25 protein-coding genes, 1 rRNA gene and 2 other annotated features are annotated in these 24,871 nt (G+C 38.2%); all 26 genes read left to right on the top strand.

Going from position 1 to position 24,871, the window contains the following annotated elements:
* Positions 1–3: 3 nt before the first annotated feature.
* The 26 genes from rrf (at position 4) to rpoB (ending at position 24,851) form a co-directional block, all read left to right on the top strand.
* A 5S ribosomal RNA gene (rrf, locus tag Q3V31_RS28135) occupies positions 4–119 on the top strand.
* Between the two features lie 211 nt (positions 120–330).
* Entirely contained in the window at positions 331–792 is a 462-nt protein-coding gene (ctsR, locus tag Q3V31_RS28140) for a transcriptional regulator CtsR (protein ID WP_001244553.1), read from the top strand.
* Positions 793–960: 168 nt separating this feature from the next.
* Positions 961–1,509 (top strand): protein-arginine kinase activator protein McsA, encoded by a 549-nt coding sequence (gene mcsA / locus Q3V31_RS28145; RefSeq protein WP_000128379.1) that lies wholly within the window; start codon positions 961–963, stop codon positions 1,507–1,509.
* A 4-nt stretch (positions 1,510–1,513) separates the two neighbouring features.
* Positions 1,514–2,578, top strand: a complete 1,065-nt coding sequence (mcsB, locus tag Q3V31_RS28150; RefSeq protein ID WP_000050844.1) for a protein-arginine kinase McsB — start codon at positions 1,514–1,516, stop codon at positions 2,576–2,578.
* Positions 2,579–2,600: 22 nt separating this feature from the next.
* Positions 2,601–5,036, top strand: coding sequence for an ATP-dependent protease ATP-binding subunit ClpC (gene clpC / locus Q3V31_RS28155; RefSeq protein WP_329767559.1), 2,436 nt, complete (start codon positions 2,601–2,603; stop codon positions 5,034–5,036).
* Positions 5,037–5,131: 95 nt separating this feature from the next.
* Positions 5,132–6,508 (top strand): DNA repair protein RadA, encoded by a 1,377-nt coding sequence (gene radA, locus Q3V31_RS28160; protein ID WP_001085206.1) that lies wholly within the window; start codon positions 5,132–5,134, stop codon positions 6,506–6,508.
* A 3-nt stretch (positions 6,509–6,511) separates the two neighbouring features.
* The gene (disA, locus tag Q3V31_RS28165) at positions 6,512–7,585 is read left to right on the top strand and encodes a DNA integrity scanning diadenylate cyclase DisA (RefSeq protein WP_000392161.1); all 1,074 of its coding nucleotides are present in this window, start codon (positions 6,512–6,514) and stop codon (positions 7,583–7,585) included.
* A gap of 162 nt (positions 7,586–7,747) precedes the next feature.
* The gene (locus tag Q3V31_RS28170) at positions 7,748–8,857 is read left to right on the top strand and encodes a PIN/TRAM domain-containing protein (RefSeq protein WP_000919674.1); all 1,110 of its coding nucleotides are present in this window, start codon (positions 7,748–7,750) and stop codon (positions 8,855–8,857) included.
* Between the two features lie 16 nt (positions 8,858–8,873).
* On the top strand, positions 8,874–9,554 hold the full coding sequence (ispD, locus tag Q3V31_RS28175; protein WP_000288301.1) for a 2-C-methyl-D-erythritol 4-phosphate cytidylyltransferase: 681 nt from the start codon (positions 8,874–8,876) through the stop codon (positions 9,552–9,554).
* 117 nt (positions 9,555–9,671) lie between these two features.
* Positions 9,672–10,148: a 2-C-methyl-D-erythritol 2,4-cyclodiphosphate synthase gene (gene ispF, locus Q3V31_RS28180; protein WP_000488381.1), complete on the top strand. Its 477-nt coding sequence runs from the start codon at positions 9,672–9,674 to the stop codon at positions 10,146–10,148.
* 89 nt (positions 10,149–10,237) lie between these two features.
* Positions 10,238–11,695, top strand: coding sequence for a glutamate--tRNA ligase (gltX, locus tag Q3V31_RS28185; protein WP_097872221.1), 1,458 nt, complete (start codon positions 10,238–10,240; stop codon positions 11,693–11,695).
* Positions 11,696–11,742: 47 nt separating this feature from the next.
* Positions 11,743–11,989 (top strand) — a binding site (T-box leader).
* Positions 11,990–12,133: 144 nt separating this feature from the next.
* Positions 12,134–12,799, top strand: coding sequence for a serine O-acetyltransferase (gene cysE, locus Q3V31_RS28190; protein ID WP_000476504.1), 666 nt, complete (start codon positions 12,134–12,136; stop codon positions 12,797–12,799).
* The gene (gene cysS, locus Q3V31_RS28195) at positions 12,780–14,177 is read left to right on the top strand and encodes a cysteine--tRNA ligase (RefSeq protein ID WP_071733277.1); all 1,398 of its coding nucleotides are present in this window, start codon (positions 12,780–12,782) and stop codon (positions 14,175–14,177) included. The genes cysE and cysS overlap by 20 nt, the downstream gene beginning before the upstream one ends.
* Before the next feature lie 2 nt (positions 14,178–14,179).
* Entirely contained in the window at positions 14,180–14,587 is a 408-nt protein-coding gene (locus Q3V31_RS28200) for a Mini-ribonuclease 3 (protein WP_000564269.1), read from the top strand.
* On the top strand, positions 14,584–15,327 hold the full coding sequence (rlmB, locus tag Q3V31_RS28205; protein WP_000093762.1) for a 23S rRNA (guanosine(2251)-2'-O)-methyltransferase RlmB: 744 nt from the start codon (positions 14,584–14,586) through the stop codon (positions 15,325–15,327). The genes Q3V31_RS28200 and rlmB overlap by 4 nt, the downstream gene beginning before the upstream one ends.
* A 3-nt stretch (positions 15,328–15,330) precedes the next feature.
* Complete coding sequence (locus Q3V31_RS28210) at positions 15,331–15,843, top strand: NYN domain-containing protein (protein ID WP_000997890.1); 513 nt, start codon at positions 15,331–15,333, stop codon at positions 15,841–15,843.
* A gap of 67 nt (positions 15,844–15,910) precedes the next feature.
* Positions 15,911–16,570: an RNA polymerase factor sigma-70 gene (locus Q3V31_RS28215; RefSeq protein WP_000387197.1), complete on the top strand. Its 660-nt coding sequence runs from the start codon at positions 15,911–15,913 to the stop codon at positions 16,568–16,570.
* Between the two features lie 130 nt (positions 16,571–16,700).
* The gene (rpmG, locus tag Q3V31_RS28220; RefSeq protein ID WP_012260172.1) at positions 16,701–16,847 is read left to right on the top strand and encodes a 50S ribosomal protein L33; all 147 of its coding nucleotides are present in this window, start codon (positions 16,701–16,703) and stop codon (positions 16,845–16,847) included.
* Positions 16,848–16,879: 32 nt separating this feature from the next.
* Positions 16,880–17,059, top strand: coding sequence for a preprotein translocase subunit SecE (gene secE / locus Q3V31_RS28225; RefSeq protein WP_001241321.1), 180 nt, complete (start codon positions 16,880–16,882; stop codon positions 17,057–17,059).
* A 131-nt stretch (positions 17,060–17,190) separates the two neighbouring features.
* On the top strand, positions 17,191–17,724 hold the full coding sequence (gene nusG / locus Q3V31_RS28230) for a transcription termination/antitermination protein NusG (RefSeq protein WP_000415796.1): 534 nt from the start codon (positions 17,191–17,193) through the stop codon (positions 17,722–17,724).
* Between the two features lie 167 nt (positions 17,725–17,891).
* Positions 17,892–18,317 carry a 50S ribosomal protein L11 gene (gene rplK, locus Q3V31_RS28235; RefSeq protein WP_001085872.1) on the top strand — a complete coding sequence of 142 codons (426 nt, stop codon included), beginning with the start codon at positions 17,892–17,894 and terminating at the stop codon, positions 18,315–18,317.
* 179 nt (positions 18,318–18,496) lie between these two features.
* The gene (gene rplA / locus Q3V31_RS28240) at positions 18,497–19,189 is read left to right on the top strand and encodes a 50S ribosomal protein L1 (RefSeq protein ID WP_002074134.1); all 693 of its coding nucleotides are present in this window, start codon (positions 18,497–18,499) and stop codon (positions 19,187–19,189) included.
* 49 nt (positions 19,190–19,238) lie between these two features.
* Positions 19,239–19,383: a sequence feature (ribosomal protein L10 leader region), on the top strand.
* Positions 19,384–19,422: 39 nt separating this feature from the next.
* Complete coding sequence (gene rplJ, locus Q3V31_RS28245) at positions 19,423–19,923, top strand: 50S ribosomal protein L10 (protein WP_000048724.1); 501 nt, start codon at positions 19,423–19,425, stop codon at positions 19,921–19,923.
* A 67-nt stretch (positions 19,924–19,990) separates the two neighbouring features.
* A complete protein-coding gene (gene rplL, locus Q3V31_RS28250) occupies positions 19,991–20,350 on the top strand; it encodes a 50S ribosomal protein L7/L12 (RefSeq protein ID WP_000159737.1) in 360 nt (119 codons plus the stop codon).
* A 76-nt stretch (positions 20,351–20,426) separates the two neighbouring features.
* Complete coding sequence (locus Q3V31_RS28255; protein ID WP_000763273.1) at positions 20,427–21,026, top strand: class I SAM-dependent methyltransferase; 600 nt, start codon at positions 20,427–20,429, stop codon at positions 21,024–21,026.
* Between the two features lie 291 nt (positions 21,027–21,317).
* The gene (rpoB, locus tag Q3V31_RS28260) at positions 21,318–24,851 is read left to right on the top strand and encodes a DNA-directed RNA polymerase subunit beta (RefSeq protein ID WP_000147546.1); all 3,534 of its coding nucleotides are present in this window, start codon (positions 21,318–21,320) and stop codon (positions 24,849–24,851) included.
* The last annotated feature ends 20 nt before the right edge of the window (positions 24,852–24,871 follow it).

A 24,871-nucleotide genomic window follows, 5' to 3' on the forward strand; every position in this document is an offset into this window, starting at 1 on the left:
TAGTTTGGTGATGATGGCAGAGAGGTCACACCCGTTCCCATACCGAACACGGAAGTTAAGCTCTCTAGCGCCGATGGTAGTTGGGACCTTGTCCCTGTGAGAGTAGGACGTCGCCAAGCAACTAAAACACGAGTCATTTGACTCGTGTTTTTTCGTGTTTTCTTTTATAATTCATAGTAATTTAAAAAATCTTTACTTAAAGAATCGTCCTTTTGATTAAAGACTGTGAAATGTGGCTAGGATAGTGAATAAGCAAAAGAGTTGCAAATTTTTTTAATACGTATATAATTAAAGTCAAAGATAGTCAAAGTCAATAAAGGTGGCGGATAAATGAGAAATATATCTGATATCATTGAGAAATATCTAAAGCAAGTTATTGACTTAAGTAATAATAATGTGATTGAAATCAAGAGGAATGAGATCGCGGATCGATTCGATTGTGTTCCGTCTCAAATCAACTATGTAATCAATACCCGTTTTACGTTAGAAAGAGGATTCGTAGTAGAAAGTAAACGAGGTGGAGGAGGTTACATTCGCATTATAAAAGTCAAACTGCATGACGATATAGACATTATTGATCAAATGCTTCATATGATTGATCATAGCGTTGCACAAGGAAATGCAGAAAGTATGGTTATACGTTTAATAGAAGAGGGCATCATAACAAATCGTGAAGCTAAACTTATGTTAAGTGTACTAGATCGTTCGGTATTATTAATGGATGTTCCTTCTCGAGATGAACTTAGGGCTCGAATATTATGCGCAATGTTAAGAACACTGAAATATAAATAAATATAACTTTTGTAAAAAATGATAACTAAGATAATGCAGTTTAATATTGTAGAGATTTTGAAAGGTAACATGTGCTTTTATTAAATGGATTAAGGCAAGAGAACAATCTAGTAATGTATGAAAAGTATCATGAGATAGATCGTTCCTGTTGTAAAGGTGGGGATAGCGATGACTTGTCAAAATTGTAATATAAGACCAGCAACTTTACATTATACAAAAGTAATCAACGAGAAAAAGGCGGAAGTTCATCTTTGTGAGCAATGTGCAGAACAAAGTGGCTATACGTCTTTCTTTCAATCACAGCAGTCTAATTTTTCATTCCATGACCTATTAGCTGGGTTATTACATGGTGAATCAGCAATGTTTGAAGAAGGACAAAATACATTTTCAAATACAAATATACTAAGATGTCCAGATTGTAAGATGACATATGAACAATTTACAAAAGTGGGACGCTTTGGTTGTGCTTCTTGTTACGATACATTTAAAGAGCATTTAAAACCATTATTAAAACGTCTACACGGTGGACATACAGATCATTGTGGAAAAATTCCAGAGCGTATAGAAGGAAATATCCACCTGAAGAAAGAATTAGATGAACTAAAACTCACTCTGAAGCAATCTGTACAAAAAGAGGAGTTTGAGAAAGCAGCTGAAATACGAGATGAAATTCGAGGTCTTGAAAATCAGCTTAGTGAGCATAGAGAGGGGGAATAGTTCTATGTCACTGGACAAAATTATGAACGAAGCAATTAGTCCGTGGATGAAGGGAGATGGCCCTGATTCTGATATTGTTTTAAGTAGTCGAATTCGTTTGGCTCGTAATTTAAAAAAATATCAATTCTCTACTATGCAAAACGAGAAAGAAGCTAAACAGATTCATGAATTATTTAAGAAGAAGTTTGTAAATAAACCGGTAGAACCTTTTGGGAAGTTTGAACTATTAAAAATGAATGAATTAAATCCTCTTCAAAGGAGGGTTTTAGTTGAGAAACATTTAATTAGTCCAAATCTTGCAGGAACAGAATACGGAGCATGTTTACTATCAGAAAGTGAACATATTAGTGTCATGCTTAATGAAGAGGATCACGTTAGGATTCAGTGCTTATTCTCAGGGTTACAGTTATCAAAGGCGCTTCAAAGTGCTAATCAAATAGATAATTGGATAGAGGAAGAGGTTGAATACGCTTTTGATGAATCACTTGGATATATTACGAGTTGTCCTACTAACGTTGGTACAGGATTAAGGGCCTCTGTAATGATTCATTTACCAGGACTGGTTTTAACGAAAAGGATTAACCGTATTATACAAGTAATTCAAAAATTAGGGTTAGTAGTAAGAGGAATATACGGTGAAGGTAGCGAAGCGTTAGGTAATATATTTCAAGTGTCCAATCAAATGACACTAGGTAAAGCAGAAGAAGATATTATTGCAGATTTAAAGAGTGTCATTCAACAAATTATACAACAAGAAAAAATAGCTAGAGAATTAATCGTACAAAATTCGAGCATTGAGCTTGAAGATAAAGTATATCGTTCTTACGGTATACTCTCCAATAGTCGTTTAATCCAATCTGCGGAAGCGGCTACTTGTTTATCAGATGTACGACTTGGTATTGACCTAGGATATATAAAAGGGATATCAAGAAATATTTTGACTGAGTTAATGGTCCTTACTCAGCCAGGCATTTTGCAGCAATATGCAGGAGGGCCCTTAGGACCAGAAGAAAGAGATTATCGGAGAGCAACCTTAATCCGTGAGCGATTACGTATTGAACAAAACTAAGCGCAAGTAGGAGGCGATTTCTATGATGTTTGGAAGGTTTACAGAACGAGCACAGAAAGTATTAGCTTTATCTCAAGAGGAAGCAATTCGCATTGGGCATAATAATATTGGTACAGAACATATTTTACTTGGGCTTGTACGCGAAGGCGAAGGGATTGCAGCAAAAGCGTTAATTGCTCTTGGATTAAGTCCAGAGAAAGTTCAAAAAGAGGTAGAAGCATTAATTGGGCGTGGAACAGAAGCTTCACAAACAGTACATTACACACCTCGTGCTAAAAAGGTTATTGAGTTGTCCATGGATGAAGCGCGTAAGTTAGGCCATTCCTACGTTGGAACAGAACATGTTTTACTTGGTTTAATCCGTGAAGGTGAAGGGGTAGCGGCACGTGTTTTAAATAATTTAGGTGTAAGTCTAAACAAGGCAAGACAACAAGTATTGCAACTTCTTGGAAGTAACGAAGCTAGTTCAGGTCACCAAGGCGGTTCGTCAACAAATGCAAATACACCGACGCTTGATAGTTTAGCGCGTGATTTAACAGTTGTGGCACGTGAAAATCGTTTAGATCCTGTTATTGGACGTAGTAAAGAAATTCAACGTGTAATTGAAGTGTTAAGCCGTAGAACAAAAAACAATCCAGTATTAATTGGAGAACCTGGTGTAGGTAAGACAGCAATTGCAGAAGGATTAGCACAGCAAATTGTAAATAATGAAGTTCCTGAAACTTTAAGAGATAAGCGTGTTATGACATTAGATATGGGGACAGTTGTAGCTGGAACGAAATATCGTGGTGAATTTGAAGACCGTTTAAAGAAAGTGATGGATGAAATTCGTCAAGCAGGCAATATTATTCTATTTATTGATGAGCTTCATACATTAATTGGCGCAGGTGGAGCAGAAGGTGCAATTGATGCATCAAATATTTTAAAACCATCTCTAGCTCGTGGTGAATTGCAATGTATTGGGGCGACAACTTTAGATGAATTTCGTAAATATATTGAAAAAGACGCAGCTTTAGAGAGACGTTTCCAGCCGATCCACGTTGATGAGCCGAGTTTAGAGGAATCAATTCAAATTTTGAAAGGTTTACGTGATCGTTACGAGGCGCATCACCGTGTATCTATTACAGATGATGCAATCGATGCGGCTGTAAAACTTTCAGATCGTTATATTACAGATCGTTTCTTACCTGATAAAGCAATTGATTTAATTGATGAGGCTGCATCAAAAGTACGTTTACGTTCTTATACAACACCACCGAACTTAAAAGAGCTTGAAGTGAAGCTTGAAGAAATTAGAAAAGAAAAAGATGCAGCTGTACAAAGTCAAGAATTTGAAAAAGCTGCTTCCTTACGTGATATGGAACAACGTTTACGTGAAAAGTTAGAAGATACAAAACGCCAGTGGAAAGAGCAACAAGGAAAAGAAAATTCAGAAGTAACAGTAGAAGACATTGCAAATGTCGTTTCCACATGGACACGTATCCCAGTTTCTAAACTTGCACAAACAGAGACGGATAAATTATTAAACTTAGAATCGATTTTACATGATCGTTTAATTGGTCAAGATGAAGCAGTCGTAGCTGTGGCAAAAGCTGTTCGCCGTGCAAGAGCAGGATTAAAAGATCCGAAGCGCCCAATTGGTTCATTTATTTTCTTAGGACCAACAGGTGTAGGTAAAACGGAACTTGCAAGAGCGTTAGCGGAATCTATGTTCGGTGATGAGGATGCGATGATTCGTATCGATATGTCTGAGTACATGGAGAAGCATTCTACTTCTCGTTTAGTTGGATCTCCTCCAGGATATGTTGGATATGAAGAAGGTGGACAATTAACAGAGAAAGTTCGTCGTAAGCCATATTCGGTTGTCCTATTAGATGAGGTAGAGAAAGCTCATCCTGATGTGTTTAATATTTTACTACAAGTATTAGAAGATGGTCGTTTAACGGATTCTAAAGGGCGTACAGTTGATTTCCGTAATACAATTGTTATTATGACGTCTAACGTCGGTGCAGATGCGTTAAAACGTAATAAACATCTTGGCTTTAACGTACAAGATGAGGGCCGCGATTATTCAGATATGAAAGGTAAAGTAATGGATGAACTGAAAAAGGCATTCCGTCCAGAATTCTTAAACCGTATTGATGAAATTATCGTGTTCCATATGCTTGAGAAAAAACATATTCAAGAGATTGTAACACTTATGGTTAATCAGTTAGTGAAGCGCCTAAAAGAACAAGAGATTGAATTACACCTAACAGAAGGAGCGATTGCAGCGATTGCTGATAAAGGATTTGATCGTGAGTACGGTGCTCGTCCACTTCGTAGGGCAATTCAGAAGCATGTGGAAGATAGACTGTCAGAAGAACTGTTAAAAGGCGCTATTGAGAAAGGACAAAAAGTTATCTTTGATGTAGAAGGAGAATCATTTGTCATTCATAGTGCGGAAAAGGTAAAATAAGTATAGACAAACAAAGAGGGCTACGCGATAGCCCTCTTTCTTGTACGAGAAGGATAAACGTTTATAGATGAAAGTGAAGTGAACTATAAAAAGATATGGCTAAAAAGAAAACAAAGTTTACATGTCAAGAATGTGGTTATCAGTCACCAAAATATATGGGGAAATGTCCTGGATGTGGTCAATGGAATACGCTTGTTGAAGAGATGGAACCGGTTGTATCATCAAGACGCCTTAATTATGCCAATGCAATCCAATCAGAAGTAACAAAACCAAGACGCCTAACAGAAGTGGAAACAAAGTCAGAGGCGCGTATTGAAACGAAATTCCAAGAGTTTAACCGTGTACTTGGTGGTGGGATTGTAGATGGGTCCTTAGTACTTATTGGTGGAGACCCCGGGATTGGAAAATCAACATTGCTATTACAGATTTCATCGCAATTAGCAGATTCTTCATATGATGTACTATATATATCGGGTGAGGAGTCGGCAAAGCAGATTAAACTTCGTGCAGATCGTTTGCATGTAAAGGGTAGTAATCTATTTGTTGTAGCAGAGACTGATTTACAGCGAATTGCATCGCACATTGAAGAGATGAATCCAGCTTTTGTTGTTATTGACTCCATTCAAACGATACATTTACCTGAAGTGACGTCAGCCCCAGGAAGTGTCGCGCAAGTACGTGAATGTACAGCGGAATTAATGAAACTTGCAAAGACGAAAGGGATTCCTATTTTTATAGTCGGACATGTGACAAAAGAAGGGGCAATTGCAGGACCACGTATGCTAGAACATATGGTCGATGCAGTTCTTTACTTTGAAGGAGATCGTCACCATACATATCGTATTTTGCGAGCTGTGAAAAACCGTTTTGGTTCGACAAATGAAATGGGTATCTTTGAAATGAAGGAGCTAGGTCTTGCAGAAGTACTAAACCCTTCTGAAATTTTCCTTGAGGAACGTCCAGTTGGAGTTGCAGGATCCACAGTGGTTGCTTCAATGGAAGGAACAAGACCGGTTTTAGTAGAAATACAAGCATTAATCTCTCCTACTAGTTTTGGAAATCCTCGAAGAATGGCGACGGGAATTGATCATAACCGCGTTTCGCTTATTATGGCAGTTTTAGAAAAAAGAACCGGTTTATTGTTGCAAAATCAAGATGCTTATTTAAAAGTCGCGGGTGGTTTGAAATTAGATGAACCAGCAATCGATTTAGCCGTTGCATTAAGTATTGCTTCAAGTTTCAGAGATAAACCTACTGCACCAACCGATGCGGTAATAGGAGAAGTAGGCCTAACTGGAGAAATAAGAAGAGTATCAAGAATTGAACAACGTGTACAAGAAGCAGCAAAATTAGGATTTCAACGTGCTATTATTCCTAGAAAAAATTTGGGAGGATGGACAATTCCAGATGGGATTGAGGTAGTGGGTGTTTCTAATTTAGGAGAAGCGCTTCGTTTGACATTAGGAGGCTAGGCTATGGAGGAAAACAAGCAACGTGTCAAAAGTATGATTAACATTCTACAGCTCGTTGCCCCAGGAACACCACTACGCGAAGGGATAGATAACGTACTTCGTGCGCAAACTGGAGGGCTAATTGTTCTTGGGTATAATGAGCAGATTAAAAGTATTGTTGATGGAGGATTTCACATTAATTGTGCATTCTCACCAGCTAGTTTATATGAATTAGCAAAAATGGATGGGGCACTTATTTTAAATGAAACTGGGAGCAAAATTTTAATTGCAAATGCACAATTAGTTCCAGATCCATCCATTGATTCTATTGAAACAGGTATGCGTCATCGAACGGCAGAGCGTGTAGCAAAGCAGACGGCTAGCCTTGTTGTGGCTATTTCACAAAGACGTAACGTAATTACACTATATCAAGGGAACTTACGTTATACACTAAAAGATATAGGTGTAATTTTAACAAAGGCAAATCAAGCTATTCAAACGTTAGAAAAATATAAAGCTGTATGGAATGATGGGATTACGAATTTGGGCATTCTAGAATTTGAAGAGGTTGTTACAATGTCCGAGGTAGTTCATGTTTTACATAGTGTTGAAATGGTACTGCGTATTAAAAATGAAATATTGAGCTACATTCATGAGTTAGGAACAGAAGGAAGATTAATTCGTTTACAACTCACAGAATTACTAGCTGATTTAGAAGCAGAGGCGGCGCTATTGATTAAGGATTACTATCAAGAGAAAACGCAAGATCACCATCAAATTTTGAAGAAGTTACAAGATCTTGCAAATACACAACTTCTAGAGGATAGCGATTTAGTTAAGTTGCTTGGTTATCCAGGACAAATGAGCTTAGAGGAAAGTGTGACACCGAGAGGATACCGAATCGCAAGCAAAATTTCTCGCGTTCCACCACTTATCATTGAAAATTTAATTAATCGCTTTAAAACGTTGCAAGGTGTTTGTCGCGCAACTATAAATGAATTGGATGATGTGGAAGGAATTGGAGAAGTTAGAGCGAAGAAAATACGAGAAGGCCTAAAAAGAATTCAAGAGCATCTCTATATGAGTAGACACAATTAAGAATATTACATTGATTCCATAATATAACGACACTAGAACATTTTTGGTATATGATATGGTATATTGGTAAATAAAACTATTTATAAAAAAAAACACGTCCGCTTTTGCATTCGGCGTTTTGATTAGCAAAACAATGGTTAATAATGAGTAGGAGGTGGTTGGATGTTAAAACGGATCGTACAGCTCTTCTTTTTAGTGATCGGGGGAGCATTAGGGATTTTCTTAATCCCAAAAGTTATTAATGTATTGGACATAGGTGCTGTTCCATGGCTTGAAGGATCGTATGTTCGGGCAGTTATTGGTGCAATTATTTTATTTTTAACAACATTTTGGCTTGTAGATTATATTGTTCAACTTATTAAGCATATCGAAGAGGCCCTTGTAAAGGCGCCAGTAGCAGATGTTTTATTTGGTACATTAGGGTTGATCTCTGGTCTTATTGTTGCATATTTAATTTTAATACCAATTCGTGAATTTACAATCCCAGTCATTAGTACAGTATTGCAAGTGTTCTTTACCCTTTTACTTGGATATTTAGGGTTCCAAGTAGGGTTTAAAAAGAGAAATGAATTGCTAGGATTATTTACATTACCGCAACGTGGTGGTAAGAAAAAGAACAATAGTGAGGCTGAAGAGGCCGAGGGAGAAGTAGAGAAGTCTACAGCTCACTGGAAGATTCTCGATACGAGTGTAATTATTGATGGACGTATTGCTGATATTTGCCAAACAAAGTTTTTAGAAGGAACAATTGTGATTCCACAATTCGTATTAGAAGAGCTTCAGCATATTGCCGATTCTTCCGATGCGTTAAAGCGTAATCGTGGTCGCAGAGGGTTAGACATTTTAAATCGTATTCAAAAAGAGATGCCAATTCCGGTAGAAATTTATGAAGGCGATTTCGAGGATATCCAAGAGGTGGATAGCAAGCTTGTAAAGTTAGCGAAAATCACCGGTGGAACTGTTGTAACAAATGATTTCAACTTAAATAAAGTTTCTGAATTACAAGGGGTAACAGTATTAAACATTAACGATTTAGCAAATGCAATTAAGCCAGTTGTACTCCCTGGCGAAGAACTAAGTGTTTATGTTGTGAAAGATGGTAAAGAACAAAATCAAGGTGTTGCATATTTAGATGATGGCACGATGATTGTAGTAGAAGACGGTAGAGAATATGTCGGTTCACAACTCAATGTACTTGTTACAAGTGTATTGCAAACATCGGCTGGTCGTATGATATTCGCAAAACGTAAATTATTAGAAAAAGCATTATAAGTAGAGGATTTTTAATATGTATACATTAATTATTCCAGCAGCGGGTCAAGGAAAACGGATGGGTGCTGGCAAAAATAAGTTGTTCTTACTTATAAATGAAGTACCGATTATTGTGCATACATTACGTGCTTTTGAAAAAGATACAGCATGTGAAAGTATTATTATGGCAATTAATGAAGAGGAACGTCCTTATTTTGAGGAGTTAATACAGAAGTACCCAGTTGGAAAACAGGTGCAATTTATTCAGGGCGGAGCTGAAAGACAAGATAGCGTATATAATGCACTGCATCATGTGAGTGGAGTTGAGTATGTTCTCGTGCACGATGGTGCGCGCCCGTTCGTAACGAATAAAATGGTTCAAGATGTATTAACTGCAGCAGAAAAATATGGTGCTTCCATTTGTGCAGTGCCAGTGAAGGATACAGTTAAGAAAGTAGAACAGAGTGTTGTTGTTGAAACGGTAGAACGTTCTCAGCTTAAAGCAGTTCAAACACCGCAAGGGTTCTCTGTTCCTCTGTTATTAGAAGCTCATAGAAGTGCAAAGCAGAGTTGTTTCCTTGGTACAGATGATGCAAGTCTCGTAGAACGTATCGGGAAGCCAGTAGGCGTAGTAGAGGGGAGTTACTATAATATTAAAGTGACGACTCCGGAGGATTTGTTAATTGCTGAAAGTTTCCTTCATGTTCAGAAGAAATAGTAGTGATGGCATTATAGTAAAGAAAAGCTCGGCAACGGCCGGGCTTTTCTTTATAGGGATAGCGATATAATATAGAATCATAAAGCTCAGTAGTTTAGCTTGAGGAGGATACAAAGAATGTTTCGAATTGGACAAGGTTTTGACGTACATGAATTTGCGGAAGGTAGACCATTAATTATCGGCGGAATTACAATTCCTCATGAGAAAGGATTAATCGGTCACTCGGATGCGGATGTATTGTTACATACGATTGCTGACGCGTGTTTAGGAGCAATTGCGGCAGGAGATATTGGAAAGCATTTTCCTGACACAGATCCTGCCTTTAAAGATGCAGATTCAGCTATATTGTTACAGAAAGTTTGGGAATTTGTGCGTGAACAAGGTTACGAGCTAGGAAATCTAGATTGTACAATTATTGCCCAAAAGCCAAAAATGGCACCGCATATTGAAAGCATGCGCAAACGTATTAGTGAACTATTAGAAACGTCTGTTGATAATATTAATGTAAAAGCAACAACAACAGAAAAATTAGGATTTACAGGTAGAGAAGAAGGGATTGCTTCTCAAGCAGTCGTATTATTGCAGAAAAAATAATGGTTTTTAATTCGTAAGATGGATAATCACATTTTTTTGTTGTACAATTATAAAATGTGTAGACATTAAGAATGGAAGGTGTACCAATTATGGAAAAGCAAGTGAGAGTGCGCTATGCGCCAAGTCCAACAGGACACTTACATATCGGAAATGCGCGTACGGCATTATTTAATTATTTATTTGCTCGTCATCAAGATGGTAAGTTTATTATTCGTATTGAAGATACTGATGTAAAACGTAATGTTGCTGGTGGAGAAGAAAGCCAATTAAAATACTTGAAATGGCTCGGTATGGACTGGGATGAAGGTGTTGATGTTGGTGGTGAATTTGGACCATATCGTCAAACAGAACGTTTAGATATTTATAAAAAATTATATGTAGATTTATTAGAGCGTGGTTTAGCTTACAAATGTTATATGACAGAAGAAGAGCTAGAAGCAGAGCGTGAAGGTCAAATCGCTCGTGGTGAAACACCGCGTTATGCTGGAAATCACCGTGATTTAACTGAGGAGCAAATGAAAGGATTTGAGGCTGAAGGCCGCATTCCAAGTATTCGTTTCCGTGTACCTGCTGATCGTGACTACACGTTTAAAGATATCGTAAAAGACGAAGTGGCATTCCATTCAAATGATTTTGGCGATTTCGTTATCGTGAAAAAAGATGGTATTCCAACTTATAACTTTGCGGTAGCAGTAGATGATCACTTAATGGAAATTACACACGTACTTCGTGGTGATGATCATATTTCAAACACGCCAAAACAAATGATGATTTACGAAGCTTTCGGTTGGGATATCCCGAGGTTTGGTCATATGACTTTAATTGTAAATGAAAGCCGTAAAAAATTAAGTAAGCGTGATGAATCTATTATTCAATTTATTGAGCAATATAAAGAGCTTGGATATCTTCCAGAAGCAATCTTTAACTTTATCGCACTACTAGGTTGGTCGCCGGTAGGAGAAGATGAAATCTTCTCTCAAGATGAGTTTATCAAAATGTTTGATGCAGCTCGTTTATCGAAATCACCTGCATTGTTTGATTCTCAAAAACTAAAATGGATGAACAACCAATATATGAAAAAGCAAGAATTAGATACGGTTGTTGAACTAAGCTTACCGCATTTAGTGAAGGCTGGTCGCGTAGGTGAAAACTTAAGCGAACAAGAACAAGCTTGGGTTCGTGATGTAATTGCTTTATATCATGACCAAATGAGCTTTGGAGCTGAAATTGTAGAGCTTTCTGAAATGTTCTTTAAAGATCATGTTGATCATGAAGAAGAAGGACAGGAAGTATTGAAAGGTGAGCAAGTACCTGAAGTACTTCGTGCATTTGCTGGTCAATTAGAAGCTCTAGAAGCGCTGGAGCCAGCAGCAGTTAAAGCTTCTATTAAAGCAGTTCAAAAGGAAACAGGACATAAAGGTAAAAACTTATTTATGCCAATCCGTGTTGCTACTACTGGACAAACGCATGGCCCAGAACTTCCTAGTGCGATTGCTCTTCTTGGAAAAGAAAAAGTTTTAAATCGTATTCAAAAAGTAATTGGTTAACATTTTCTAGATTTAGAAATATAATAAGTATACTTAAAACCTAATAAGGAAAAGCGACGAGAAGGAGAAGTAGAAAATCAGGCTTTTTACAGAGAGAACCACCTTTAGGCTGGGAGTGGTTTATAAGCGGATTTTTGAAATGCCCCTTCGAGTCTTCTGTTGAACAGCGAATTATTTCGTAGAACGTCTTAGGGCGGAAAGTAAGCAGAAGCGGTGTAAACCGTTATCATGGATGAGTTTGAGGCTTTTTTTAGCCTAAACAGAGTGGAACCGCGCTTAAAAGGCGTCTCTGTCGATATGACAGAGGCGTCTTTTTTTTATACCAAAATAGGTTATGAGTATAAGTTTTATCTCCTTGTATAAAGATTTAGGGGAAGTGGGGAGTTAAGGGAGTTAGTTCATTCGAAAAAAGCAGCCCATAAAGGGGAGGGAACATCGATGTTTAAGAGGCTTCGGGAAGATATTGGAGTCGTTTTTGAACAGGATCCAGCGGCACGAAGTTATTTCGAAGTCATTTTAACTTACTCTGGATTGCATGCAGTTTGGTCCCATCGAATTGCACATGCTTTTTATAAAAGGAATTTTTTCTTTATTGCACGCTGGATTTCACAAGTAAGTCGTTTTTTTACTGGCATTGAGATTCATCCGGGAGCAACTATTGGTCGTCGTTTTTTCATTGATCATGGAATGGGAGTTGTGATTGGAGAAACGTGTGAAATTGGTGATAATGTAACAATTTATCAGGGTGTTACATTAGGTGGTACCGGTAAAGAAAAAGGAAAGAGGCATCCTACAATTCAGGATAATGTATTAATTGCAACAGGTGCTAAAGTACTAGGCTCGATTACGGTTGGAGAGAATTCTAAAATTGGAGCAGGATCTGTCGTATTAAAAGAAGTCCCTGCGCATTCTACAGTTGTAGGCATACCTGGTCGAGTCGTTATTCAAAATGGAGTAAAGATTGGTCAAGAATTAAATCATTCTGATCTTCCGGACCCAATTTTTGATAAATTAAAGGTTATGGAAGCAGAACTTGATAAATTGAGAAAGCAACTTGAAGTAAAGGTAGAAAGGAAGGATAAAAATGACTATTCACATTTATAATACGTTAACGCGTCAAAAAGAAGAGTTTATTCCACTAGAAGAAAATAAGGTAAAGATGTATGTGTGCGGACCTACAGTTTATAACTACATTCACATTGGGAATGCAAGACCACCTATGGTATTTGATACGGTGCGCCGTTACTTAGAATATAAAGGTTATGATGTGCAGTATGTATCTAACTTTACTGACGTGGATGATAAATTAATTAAGGCTGCAAATGAATTAGGCGAAGATGTACCAACAATTGCAGATCGTTTTGTTGAAGCTTATTTTGAAGATGTAACGGCACTGGGTTGCAAACATGCGACGGTTCATCCGCGTGTAACGGAAAATATGGATATCATTATTGAATTTATTCAAGAACTTGTGAATAAAGGGTATGCATATGAATCAGAAGGTGATGTGTACTTTAGAACGAAAGAATTCGAGGGTTACGGTAAATTATCGCATCAACCAATCGCAGACTTACGTCACGGTGCGCGTATTGAAGTAGGAGAAAAGAAACAAGACCCTCTTGACTTTGCTTTATGGAAGGCTGCGAAAGAAGGAGAAATCTTCTGGGAAAGCCCATGGGGGAAAGGACGCCCAGGATGGCATATTGAATGCTCAGCGATGGCGCGTAAATATTTGGGGGATACAATTGATATTCACGCTGGTGGTCAAGACTTGGCATTTCCTCATCATGAAAATGAAATTGCGCAGTCTGAGGCGTTGACTGGAAAAACATTTGCACGTTACTGGATGCATAATGGATATATTAATATTGATAATGAGAAAATGTCTAAGTCACTTGGAAACTTCATTTTAGTTCACGATATCATTAAGCAATATGATCCACAGTTAATTAGATTCTTTATGTTATCAGTACATTACCGTCATCCGATTAACTTTAGTGAAGAGTTATTACAAAGTACGAATAATGGGCTAGAAAGAATTAAAACAGCCTACGGTAATTTAAAGCATCGTATGGAAAGTAGTACAGATTTAACAGATCATAATGAGAAATGGTTAGCTGAAATGGAAAAATTCCAGGTTGCATTTGAAGAAGCAATGGATGATGATTTCAATACGGCTAATGCGATTACTGAATTATATAATGTAGCAAATCACGCAAATCAATACTTATTAGAAGAACATACTTCTAAAGTTGTAATTGGAGCATACGTGAAACAACTTGAAACGTTATTTGATATTTTAGGATTAGAATTAGCGCAAGAAGAATTACTTGATGAAGAAATTGAGGCGCTTATCCAAAAGCGTATTGAAGCTCGTAAAAATCGTGATTTCGCATTATCCGATCAAATTCGCGATGATTTAAAAAACCGTAATATTATTTTAGAAGATACCGCTCAAGGTACAAGATGGAAAAGAGGATAAAGATGATTGATGCAAAGCAATTAAACAGCTTAGCGTTAGCATATATGGGTGATGCGGTATATGAACAATATATCCGCTATCACCTTCTTCAAAAAGGAACAGTTCGCCCTAATCAATTACATCGCTTAGGGACGAGCTTTGTTTCGGCAAAAGCACAGGCGAAAGTTGTTTATCATTTATTAGAGACGGCATTTTTGACAGAGGAAGAAGAGGCAGTACTAAGAAGAGGGCGCAATGCGAATTCGGGTACTGTTCCGAAGAATACGGATGTACAAACATACCGATATAGTACAGCGTTGGAAGCTCTAATCGGTTATCATCACTTATTAAATAATCGTGAAAGATTAGACGAAATTGTATATAAGGCAATTGCTGTTTTAGAAGAAAAGGAAGGGAGCACATCATCATGAGTAGTGAATATATTATTGGACGTAACCCTGTAATTGAAGCGTTACGATCAGGGAGAGATATTAATAAAATTTGGATCGCAGAAGGTGCTGCCAAAGGGCAAGTACAGATTGTACTGGCATTAGCGAAAGAAAATAAGGTTATTTTGCAACATGCACCGAAGAAGAAATTAGATCAATTAGTTGAGGGAAATCATCAAGGTGTAATTGCTCAAGTAGCTGCATATCAATATGCTGAGCTAGAAGATTTATTTAAAGTAGCAGAAAAACGTAATGAAGATCCGTTCTTCTTAATTTTAGATGAAATTGAAGATCCGCATAATCTAGGTTCTATTATGCGTACAGCTGATGCGACGGGAGCTCATGGAATTATTATTCCGAAAAGAAGAGCAGTAGGACTTACAGCGTCAGTTGCGAAAGCGTCGACTGGGGCAATTGAATATATTCCTGTTGCGCGTGTAACAAATTTATCTCGTACAATTGATGAATTAAAAGAACGTGGACTTTGGATTGCTGGTACAGATGCCAAAGGGAAAACAGATTACCGTAACTTAGATGGTAAAATGCCAATCGGATTAGTAATCGGTAGTGAAGGAAAAGGTATGAGTCGTATTATTGGTGAAAAATGTGATTTCTTAATTACTTTACCAATGGTTGGTAAAGTTACATCCTTAAATGCTTCAGTAGCCGCAAGTTTGTTAATGTATGAGGTATATCGTAAACGTCACGAAATTGGTAAATAAAAAATGAACGATATTTTAATCGTTGACGGTTACAACATTATCGGGGCTTGGGGAGAATTGAAGGAACTACGGGATGTAGATTTGCAATCATCAAGAGACGCGCTTATTGATAAGATGGCGGATTATCAAGGTTATACAGGAACGAAAGTAATGATAGTCTTCGATGCCTATACAGTCCATGGTATTGAAAAAAAGATGAAACAATCGCGGATAGAAGTAATATTCACGCGTAAGAATCAAACTGCGGACGAAAAGATAGAGAAACTGGCAATCGAACTTAGAAATATTAATACACAAATATATGTTGCGACTTCTGATTATACGGAACAATGGGTTATATTTGCACAAGGTGCCCTTCGGAAATCTGCGCGTGAATTAGAATTAGAAGTACAAGCGATGGAGCAACAAGTAAGAAGACGTACGAAAGACACGAAAGAAAAGCAACCAGCCATGCGAAAGATATTTAGTGAAGATATTACAGAAAAGTTAGAAAAATTAAGAAGAGGAGAGCGTTGAAGCATTGACGCTCTTTATCTTTTTACTGTATAATATTGCTAAATAAATAGCGGTCGGAGGGATCAAGGTGGAAGCAGGCTTCGTAAGTGTAGGCGACGTTACATTTCGTGATTTAGAGGATGAGGCAATCGTTGAGTTAGTTCGAAAAGGTAATACTGACGCTCTAGAATATTTAATACACAAATATAAGAACTTTGTTCGCGCGAAATCAAGATCTTATTTCTTAGTGGGTGCCGATCGAGAAGATATTGTTCAAGAAGGTATGATTGGATTGTTTAAAGCTATTCGTGATTATAAAGAGGACAAGCTGTCTTCATTCAAAGCGTTTGCTGAACTGTGTATCACTCGACAAATTATTACCGCTATTAAAACAGCAACAAGGCAAAAACATATTCCATTAAATTCGTATGTGTCTTTAGATAAGCCAATTTACGATGAGGAATCTGATCGAACACTGTTAGATGTTATTTCGGAAGCGAAAGTAACTGATCCTGAAGAAATGATTATAAGTCAGGAAGAATATACCGACATAGAATCAAAAATATCTGAATTATTAAGCGATTTAGAAAGAAAAGTGCTCTCTTTATACTTAGATGGCCGTTCCTATCAAGAAATTTCAGAACAGTTAAACAGACATGTGAAATCTATTGATAATGCATTGCAGCGTGTGAAAAGGAAGTTGGAACGCTATATGGAAATGAGAGAGAGTACAAATTTAAATTCATAGAAAGTACCGCAGGTGTAAATTAATTCACCTGTTTTCTTTTTGTAAAGAGAGTGAGAGTCATGACATTGACATTGTCTTTTGTTGTATGATACATTTTTAGGGACATAACGTTACAAGGCTGGTGTAACTAATGAGGAAAAAAGTTGTACTCTCATGTGAAGAGTGTAAAAATCGAAACTACTCTACGATGAAAGATACGAGCTCAGTAGAGCGACTTGAGATAAAGAAGTTTTGTAAAACATGCAATAAGCATACAGTTCACAAGGAAACAAAATAAATAATTGAAATAATACACTGGAGGTCCCGTAGATGCGTTTAACGAACTTTTTCGGCGATGTAGGTCGCGAAATGAAAAAAGTAAGTTGGCCTAAAAAAGATGAATTACTCCGCTCAACAGCGACTGTTATCGCTACAGTTGTGTTCTTTGCGATTTTCTTCGCAGTAGTTGATATGGGCATTTCTTCTTTAATTCGGTTAATTCTTGGTTAATTCTTGAATAAGAAGCACTTATCCATGATATAATGTTATTTATAAGAACTGTGTAAAAGCCCGGTGAACGGGTTTTTTCATTTGCGCAAAAAAATGTACGTCAGGGAGGGAAGGACGCTCGTCCTAAATGAATGGAAAAAAGTTGGTATGTTGTCCATACTTATTCTGGATATGAAAATAAAGTAAAAGCAAACCTAGAGAAACGTGTAGAATCAATGGGTATGCAAGATAAAATTTTCCGTGTTGTTGTCCCGGAAGAAGTAGAAGTAGAAATGAGAAATGGTAAAGAAAAATTAATGAAAAGAAAAGTGTTCCCGGGTTACGTGTTAGTGGAACTAATCATGACTGATGACTCTTGGTATGTTGTTCGTAATACACCGGGTGTAACAGGTTTTGTTGGTTCTTCGGGTTCTGGATCTAAACCATCTCCTCTATTAGAAGAGGAAGTTGTTACCATTATGAAACATATGGGAATGGACAACGAAGTGGTTGATTTCGACTTTGAACTTCATGAGACAGTACGTGTAAATGAGGGTCCATTCGCAGATTATACAGGTGCTATTGAAGAAATTGATGTGGAGAAGAAGAAAGTTAGTGTGCTTGTAGACATGTTTGGTCGCGAGACTCCAGTTGAACTTGACTTCCATCAAATTGAAAAATTATAAAATGAAACTTGAAATGAATTGTAAAAAGTGATAATATCTTTTAAGTCAGTACGTCTTCGTTATCGGAGACGTTTTTTGAAAGATTTTATCGTTACAGATAAAACATGACGTGGGAGGGCAAATCACTGTCCAATTGACCACATCACGGACTTAAGGAGGTGTGTCTCGTGGCTAAAAAGGTAATTAAAATGGTAAAGCTTCAAATTCCTGCAGGTAAAGCTAACCCAGCTCCACCAGTTGGTCCAGCATTAGGACAAGCAGGTGTTAACATCATGGGCTTCTGTAAAGAGTTTAACGCTCGTACAGCAGATCAAGCTGGTCTTATCATCCCTGTTGAAATTACGGTATTTGAGGACCGTTCATTCACTTTCATTACTAAAACTCCTCCTGCTGCTGTTCTTCTTAAGAAAGTAGCTGGTATTGAGTCTGGTTCTGGTGAACCAAACCGTAATAAAGTGGCAACTGTTAAGCGTGATAAAGTACGCGAAATCGCTGAAACTAAAATGCCTGACCTAAACGCTGCTAGCGTAGAAGCTGCAATGCGTATGGTTGAAGGTACTGCACGCAGTATGGGCATCGTTATCGAAGACTAATTCGATTTGTTTTTAAAAAAAGGTTGCGGGTCTGGAATTCCAATTCGCAACCTTTATTATCGTAAATGATTATCGTTTTTTAAATAAAAGGATGGCGCGCATCCTCAGGTTATCCCTGAAAAAAAGGCGTAAACGTGGGAGGTTATTCCGCTAAAACCACATTCGAGGAGGAAATAAAAATGGCTAAAAGAGGTAAAAAGTACGTAGAAGCTGCGAAGCTTGTTGATCGTGCAGCTGCTTACTCTGCAACAGAAGCAGTAGAATTAGTAAAGAAAACAAACACAGCTAAATTTGATGCAACTGTAGAAGCTGCATTCCGTTTAGGTGTTGACCCTAAGAAAGCTGACCAACAAATTCGTGGCGCAGTTGTTCTTCCACACGGTACTGGTAAAGTACAACGTGTATTAGTATTCGCTAAAGGCGAAAAAGCAAAAGAAGCTGAAGCTGCTGGCGCTGAATTCGTAGGCGATGCTGATTACATCGGTAAAATCCAACAAGGTTGGTTCGATTTCGATGTAGTAGTAGCAACTCCTGACATGATGGGTGAAGTTGGTAAACTTGGTCGCGTATTAGGACCTAAAGGTTTAATGCCAAACCCTAAAACTGGAACAGTTACTTTCGATGTAACTAAAGCTGTTAACGAAATCAAAGCTGGTAAAGTTGAATACCGCGTTGATAAAGCTGGTAACATCCACGTTCCAATCGGTAAAGTATCTTTCGAAGATGCTAAACTAGTAGAAAACTTCAAAACAATTGCTGACACGCTACAAAAAGCTAAGCCAGCTGCTGCAAAAGGTACTTACATGAAGAATGCAACTGTTGCTTCTACAATGGGACCTGGCGTACGCGTAGACGTTTCTACACTTGCGTAAAAATTGGAAGTTGACTTCATAAAGAAGTTTTAATATAATTATTTATGTTGTGAATTTAAATAGTGTACCGTAGACAGTAGGTGTCATTCGACTTAATTTCCTACCTAGGTGTTAATATACGAAGCGGAATCTTTTTTCTGTGACTATATGCCTCCATGTCTACAAGTTGGGCATGGAGGTTTTTAGTGCACTTTCGGTACATCTTCTATATAATCTACAGGAGGTGTAATAACATGAGCAAAGTAATCGAAACTAAACAACAAGTTGTAACTGAAATCGCTGAAAAACTTCGTGAGAGTAAATCTACAATCGTTGTTGACTACCGTGGTTTAACAGTTTCTGAAGTAACAGAATTACGTAAAAACTTACGTGAGGCTGGCGTTGAGTTCAAAGTTTACAAAAACTCTTTAACTCGTCGTGCTGCAGAATCTGCTGAAATGGCTGAGTTAAACGAATTCTTAACAGGACCAAACGCAATCGCGTTCAGTAACGAGGATGTAGTTGCTCCTGCGAAAGTATTAAACGACTTCGCTACAAAACATGAAGCTTTAGAAATTAAAGCGGGCGTAATCGAAGGTAAACTTGTAACACTTGATGAGGTTAAAGCTATCGCTACTCTTCCATCACGTGAAGGCTTACTTTCTATGCTTCTTAGCGTTCTTCAAGCTCCAATCCGTAACCTTGCACTTGCTACTAAAGCAGTTGCAGAGCAAAAGGAAGAGCAAGGCGCTTAATTTTTTAAAAGATAATTACTTGTTATCTATAAAACAATACAAACCTATCTAAGGGAGGATATTTACAATGACTAAAGAACAAATCATTGAAGCAGTTAAATCTATGACTGTATTAGAACTTAACGACTTAGTAAAAGCTATCGAGGAAGAATTCGGCGTAACTGCTGCTGCTCCTGTAGCTGTAGCTGGTGGCGCTGGTGAAGCTGCTGCTGAGAAAACTGAATTTGACGTAGTACTTGCAAGTGCTGGCGCTCAAAAAATCAAAGTTATCAAAGCTGTACGTGAAATCACTGGTCTTGGCTTAAAAGAAGCTAAAGAATTAGTTGACAACACTCCAAAAGCAATCAAAGAAGGCGTTTCTAAAGAGGAAGCTGAAGAAATGAAAGCTAAACTTGAAGAAGTTGGCGCTGCTGTAGAAGTTAAGTAATTAACTTTTGATGCTTTAAAAAAAGCTCGCTCTCATGCGAGCTTTTTTTTTAACTGTAAAGAAAAGAGGTGGCCATATGGCAGACCATTATTTTTCTAACGACCCTTCTAGTAAAAGTGATCGTAAACGATGGGAATTTACCCTTCGTGAATCTCGATTTACTTTTTTATCTGACCATGGGGTGTTCTCGAAAAACGAAGTGGACTTTGGTTCTCGTCTTTTAATTGAAGCGTTTCAAATGCCGGATATTAAAGGTGATATATTAGACGTAGGTTGCGGATACGGCCCTATTGGTTTGTCATTAGCGAAAGAGTTTCAAGGTCGTGAAGTTCACATGGTGGATGTGAATGAAAGGGCACTTGGGCTTGCGAAAGAAAACGCCGCTAATAACAGAATCGAGAATATACGTATTTTTCAAAGTAGCGTCTATGAAAATGTAGATGGCAAGTATGCTGCTATTCTATCTAACCCTCCAATTCGTGCTGGTAAAGATGTCGTGCACGAGATTTTAGAAAAGGCTGTGGAGTATTTGGTTTCAGGTGGAGAATTGTGGATTGTTATTCAAAAGAAACAAGGTGCACCATCTGCGCTGAAGAAACTAGAAGAAGTATTTTCTGAAGTTGAAGTTGTAGAAAAGAAAAAAGGATATTATATCATAAAATCAAAAAAGCGTTGACGGTTATTTTTGGCTATGTTAACATTATACAATGCCAATATATGATTTTCTGCGTTGAGAAAGATGTATATTTTTGTTTCTCTTGGAAAAGATAGTAAAATCAGCAGATTATGAAACAGAATGATGGTTTTCTTAAAGAAGCCATTTTTCTTTTTTGAGCAGGTAGAAAGACTCAACGTATCTATCTTTAAGAGAAAAAAACTACGCTAATAGCAGTAGTTGTATTTATTTGTGATTTTGCACAAATTTTTTTGTGCATTTATAATACTCATGATTTGAGGGGTGAAGCAGTTGACAGGTCAACTAGTTCAATACGGACGCCACCGCCAACGAAGAAGTTATGCCCGTATTAGTGAAGTATTAGAGTTACCAAATCTTATCGAAATTCAAACCTCTTCTTATCAGTGGTTTCTTGATGAGGGTTTGCGAGAAATGTTCCAAGACATTTCTCCGATCGAAGACTTTACGGGAAATCTATCGCTTGAATTTATCGACTACAGCTTAGGTGAACCTAAATACTCTGTAGACGAATGCAAAGAGCGTGATGTGACGTATGCAGCACCACTTCGTGTAAAAGTGCGTCTAATCAACAAGGAAACTGGTGAAGTAAAAGAACAAGATGTGTTCATGGGAGATTTCCCACTCATGACAGAGACTGGAACATTCGTAATTAACGGTGCAGAACGTGTTATCGTTTCCCAGTTAGTTCGCTCTCCAAGCGTATACTATAGTGGCAAAGTGGATAAAAACGGAAAACGTGGTTTTACTGCTACTGTAATTCCAAACCGCGGAGCTTGGTTAGAGTATGAAACAGATGCTAAGGATGTTGTATATGTGCGTATTGACCGTACGCGTAAACTTCCTGTAACTGTTTTGTTACGCGCATTAGGGTTTGGCTCTGATCAAGAAATCACCGAGCTTTTAGGTGATAACGAATACTTAAGCAATACGTTAGAAAAAGACAACACAGATAGCACAGAAAAAGCATTGCTTGAAATTTATGAGCGTCTACGTCCTGGTGAACCACCAACAGTAGAAAATGCAAAGAGCTTACTTGTGTCTCGTTTCTTTGATCCGAAGCGCTATGATTTAGCAAATGTAGGTCGCTATAAGATCAACAAAAAGTTACACATTAAAAACAGATTGTTTAACCAACGTTTAGCTGAAACATTAGTGGATCCAGAAACTGGTGAAATTTTAGCGGCAGAAGGAACAATCTTAGATCGTCGTACACTGGATCGCATTTTACCTTACTTAGAGAAGAACATTGGATTCAAAACAGCGAAACCAATGGGTGGAGTGGTAGAAGGCGATGTTGAGCTGCAATCTATTAAGATTTATGCTCCAGAATCAGAAGGCGAACGTTCTATCAACGTAATTGGGAATGCAAATATTACTCGCGATGTAAAACACATCACACCAGGTGATATTCTGGCTTCTATTAGTTACTTCTTCAACTTACTATACAAAGTAGGGGATACAGATGATATTGACCACTTAGGAAACCGTCGTCTGCGTTCAGTAGGAGAACTATTACAAAACCAATTCCGTATCGGTCTTTCTCGTATGGAACGTGTTGTTCGTGAGAGAATGTCGATTCAAGATACAAATGCAATTACACCACAGGCATTAATCAATATTCGTCCTGTTATTGCATCTATTAAAGAGTTCTTCGGAAGTTCTCAGTTATCTCAGTTCATGGACCAAACAAACCCATTAGCAGAGTTAACTCACAAACGAAGACTATCTGCATTAGGACCCGGTGGTTTAACGCGTGAGCGCGCAGGCTTTGAAGTACGTGACGTTCACTACTCTCACTATGGTCGTATGTGTCCAATTGAAACACCAGAGGGACCAAACATCGGTTTGATTAACTCATTATCTTCGTTCGCGAAAGTAAATGAGTTTGGTTTCATCGAAACACCATACCGTCGTGTTGACCCAGAAACTGGTCTTGTAACAGGGCATGTTGATTATTTAACGGCAGATGAAGAAGATAATTATGTTGTAGCCCAAGCGAATATGAAATTATCTGAAGAAGGGGAATTCCTTGATGAAGATATCGTAGCTCGTTTCCGTGGTGAAAACATTGTCACAAATAAAGAGCGCATCGACTACATGGATGTATCTCCAAAACAAGTAGTGTCGGCAGCGACAGCTTGTATTCCGTTCTTAGAAAACGATGACTCTAACCGCGCACTTATGGGAGCGAACATGCAACGTCAGGCGGTTCCGTTAATGAATCCGGAATCACCGATTGTAGGTACAGGTATGGAGTACGTATCAGCAAAAGACTCAGGTGCTGCAGTAATCTGTAAACACCCTGGTGTTGTTGAGCGCGTAGAAGCACGTGAAATTTGGGTACGTCGCTATGTAGAAGTTGACGGTCAAATAGTAAAAGGCGACTTAGATCGCTACAAAATGCAAAAATTCATTCGTTCTAACCAAGGAACTTGTTACAACCAACGTCCAATCGTAAGTGTTGGAAATGAAGTTGTAAAAGGTGAAATCCTTGCGGATGGTCCTTCTATGGAACTAGGCGAACTAGCACTTGGACGTAACGTGCTTGTTGGCTTCATGACATGGGACGGTTATAACTACGAGGATGCGATCATCATGAGTGAGCGCCTTGTAAAAGATGATGTGTACACTTCTATTCATATTGAAGAATATGAGTCAGAAGCTCGTGATACGAAGCTTGGACCAGAAGAAATTACACGTGATATCCCGAATGTTGGAGAAGATGCACTTCGTAACCTTGACGAGCGCGGTATTATTCGCGTCGGTGCTGAAGTAAAAGATGGAGACCTACTTGTTGGTAAAGTAACACCAAAAGGTGTAACAGAATTAACGGCAGAAGAACGTCTATTACATGCAATCTTCGGTGAAAAAGCACGTGAAGTACGTGATACATCACTACGTGTACCACACGGTGGTGGCGGTATTATCTTAGACGTAAAAGTATTCAACCGTGAAGATGGCGATGAATTGCCACCAGGCGTGAATCAACTTGTACGTGCATATATCGTTCAAAAACGTAAAATTTCTGAAGGTGACAAGATGGCCGGACGTCACGGTAACAAAGGTGTTATCTCTCGTATTTTACCAGAAGAAGATATGCCTTACTTACCAGACGGTACGCCAATCGATATCATGTTAAACCCATTAGGGGTACCATCTCGTATGAATATCGGTCAGGTATTAGAGCTTCATCTTGGTATGGCAGCAAGATATCTTGGTATTCACATTGCAACACCAGTATTCGATGGTGCTCGTGAGGAAGATGTATGGGGCACAATTGAAGAAGCTGGTATGGCAAATGACGCGAAAACAATCCTGTATGACGGACGTACTGGTGAACCGTTCGATAACCGTGTATCTGTTGGTGTCATGTATATGATCAAACTTGCGCACATGGTTGACGATAAACTTCATGCTCGTTCTACTGGACCGTACTCACTTGTAACGCAGCAACCTCTTGGAGGTAAAGCTCAGTTCGGTGGACAGCGTTTCGGTGAGATGGAGGTTTGGGCACTTGAGGCTTACGGTGCTGCTTATACTCTTCAAGAAATCTTAACAGTGAAGTCTGATGATGTTATTGGACGTGTTAAGACGTATGAAGCAATTGTTAAAGGCGAAAATGTTCCAGAACCAGGCGTTCCAGAATCATTCAAAGTATTGATTAAAGAACTGCAAAGTTTAGGTATGGACGTTAAAATGATGTCTAGCGACGACACAGAAATTGAAATGCGTGATACGGAAGATGACGATGATCATCAATCAGCAGATAAATTGAATGTCGAAGTTGAGTCAACTAAGGAATAATTGGGATAACCTGTAGACTA

It is taken from the genome of Bacillus nitratireducens (genome assembly GCF_036320425.1).
GTDB lineage: Bacteria > Bacillota > Bacilli > Bacillales > Bacillaceae_G > Bacillus_A > Bacillus_A nitratireducens.

Coding starts and splice junctions, on each gene's coding strand:
- ctsR (WP_001244553.1), top strand. CDS start 331: ATGAGAAATATATCTGATATCATTGAGAAATATCTAAAGCAAGTTATT.
- rplJ (WP_000048724.1), top strand. CDS start 19,423: ATGAGCAAAGTAATCGAAACTAAACAACAAGTTGTAACTGAAATCGCT.
- cysE (WP_000476504.1), top strand. CDS start 12,134: ATGTTTAAGAGGCTTCGGGAAGATATTGGAGTCGTTTTTGAACAGGAT.
- Q3V31_RS28170 (WP_000919674.1), top strand. CDS start 7,748: ATGTTAAAACGGATCGTACAGCTCTTCTTTTTAGTGATCGGGGGAGCA.
- radA (WP_001085206.1), top strand. CDS start 5,132: ATGGCTAAAAAGAAAACAAAGTTTACATGTCAAGAATGTGGTTATCAG.
- disA (WP_000392161.1), top strand. CDS start 6,512: ATGGAGGAAAACAAGCAACGTGTCAAAAGTATGATTAACATTCTACAG.
- ispF (WP_000488381.1), top strand. CDS start 9,672: ATGTTTCGAATTGGACAAGGTTTTGACGTACATGAATTTGCGGAAGGT.
- Q3V31_RS28255 (WP_000763273.1), top strand. CDS start 20,427: ATGGCAGACCATTATTTTTCTAACGACCCTTCTAGTAAAAGTGATCGT.
- mcsA (WP_000128379.1), top strand. CDS start 961: ATGACTTGTCAAAATTGTAATATAAGACCAGCAACTTTACATTATACA.
- rplA (WP_002074134.1), top strand. CDS start 18,497: ATGGCTAAAAGAGGTAAAAAGTACGTAGAAGCTGCGAAGCTTGTTGAT.
- nusG (WP_000415796.1), top strand. CDS start 17,191: ATGGAAAAAAGTTGGTATGTTGTCCATACTTATTCTGGATATGAAAAT.
- rlmB (WP_000093762.1), top strand. CDS start 14,584: ATGAGTAGTGAATATATTATTGGACGTAACCCTGTAATTGAAGCGTTA.
- Q3V31_RS28200 (WP_000564269.1), top strand. CDS start 14,180: ATGATTGATGCAAAGCAATTAAACAGCTTAGCGTTAGCATATATGGGT.
- rplL (WP_000159737.1), top strand. CDS start 19,991: ATGACTAAAGAACAAATCATTGAAGCAGTTAAATCTATGACTGTATTA.
- clpC (WP_329767559.1), top strand. CDS start 2,601: ATGATGTTTGGAAGGTTTACAGAACGAGCACAGAAAGTATTAGCTTTA.
- ispD (WP_000288301.1), top strand. CDS start 8,874: ATGTATACATTAATTATTCCAGCAGCGGGTCAAGGAAAACGGATGGGT.
- Q3V31_RS28210 (WP_000997890.1), top strand. CDS start 15,331: ATGAACGATATTTTAATCGTTGACGGTTACAACATTATCGGGGCTTGG.
- gltX (WP_097872221.1), top strand. CDS start 10,238: ATGGAAAAGCAAGTGAGAGTGCGCTATGCGCCAAGTCCAACAGGACAC.
- rpmG (WP_012260172.1), top strand. CDS start 16,701: ATGAGGAAAAAAGTTGTACTCTCATGTGAAGAGTGTAAAAATCGAAAC.
- secE (WP_001241321.1), top strand. CDS start 16,880: ATGCGTTTAACGAACTTTTTCGGCGATGTAGGTCGCGAAATGAAAAAA.
- cysS (WP_071733277.1), top strand. CDS start 12,780: ATGACTATTCACATTTATAATACGTTAACGCGTCAAAAAGAAGAGTTT.
- mcsB (WP_000050844.1), top strand. CDS start 1,514: ATGTCACTGGACAAAATTATGAACGAAGCAATTAGTCCGTGGATGAAG.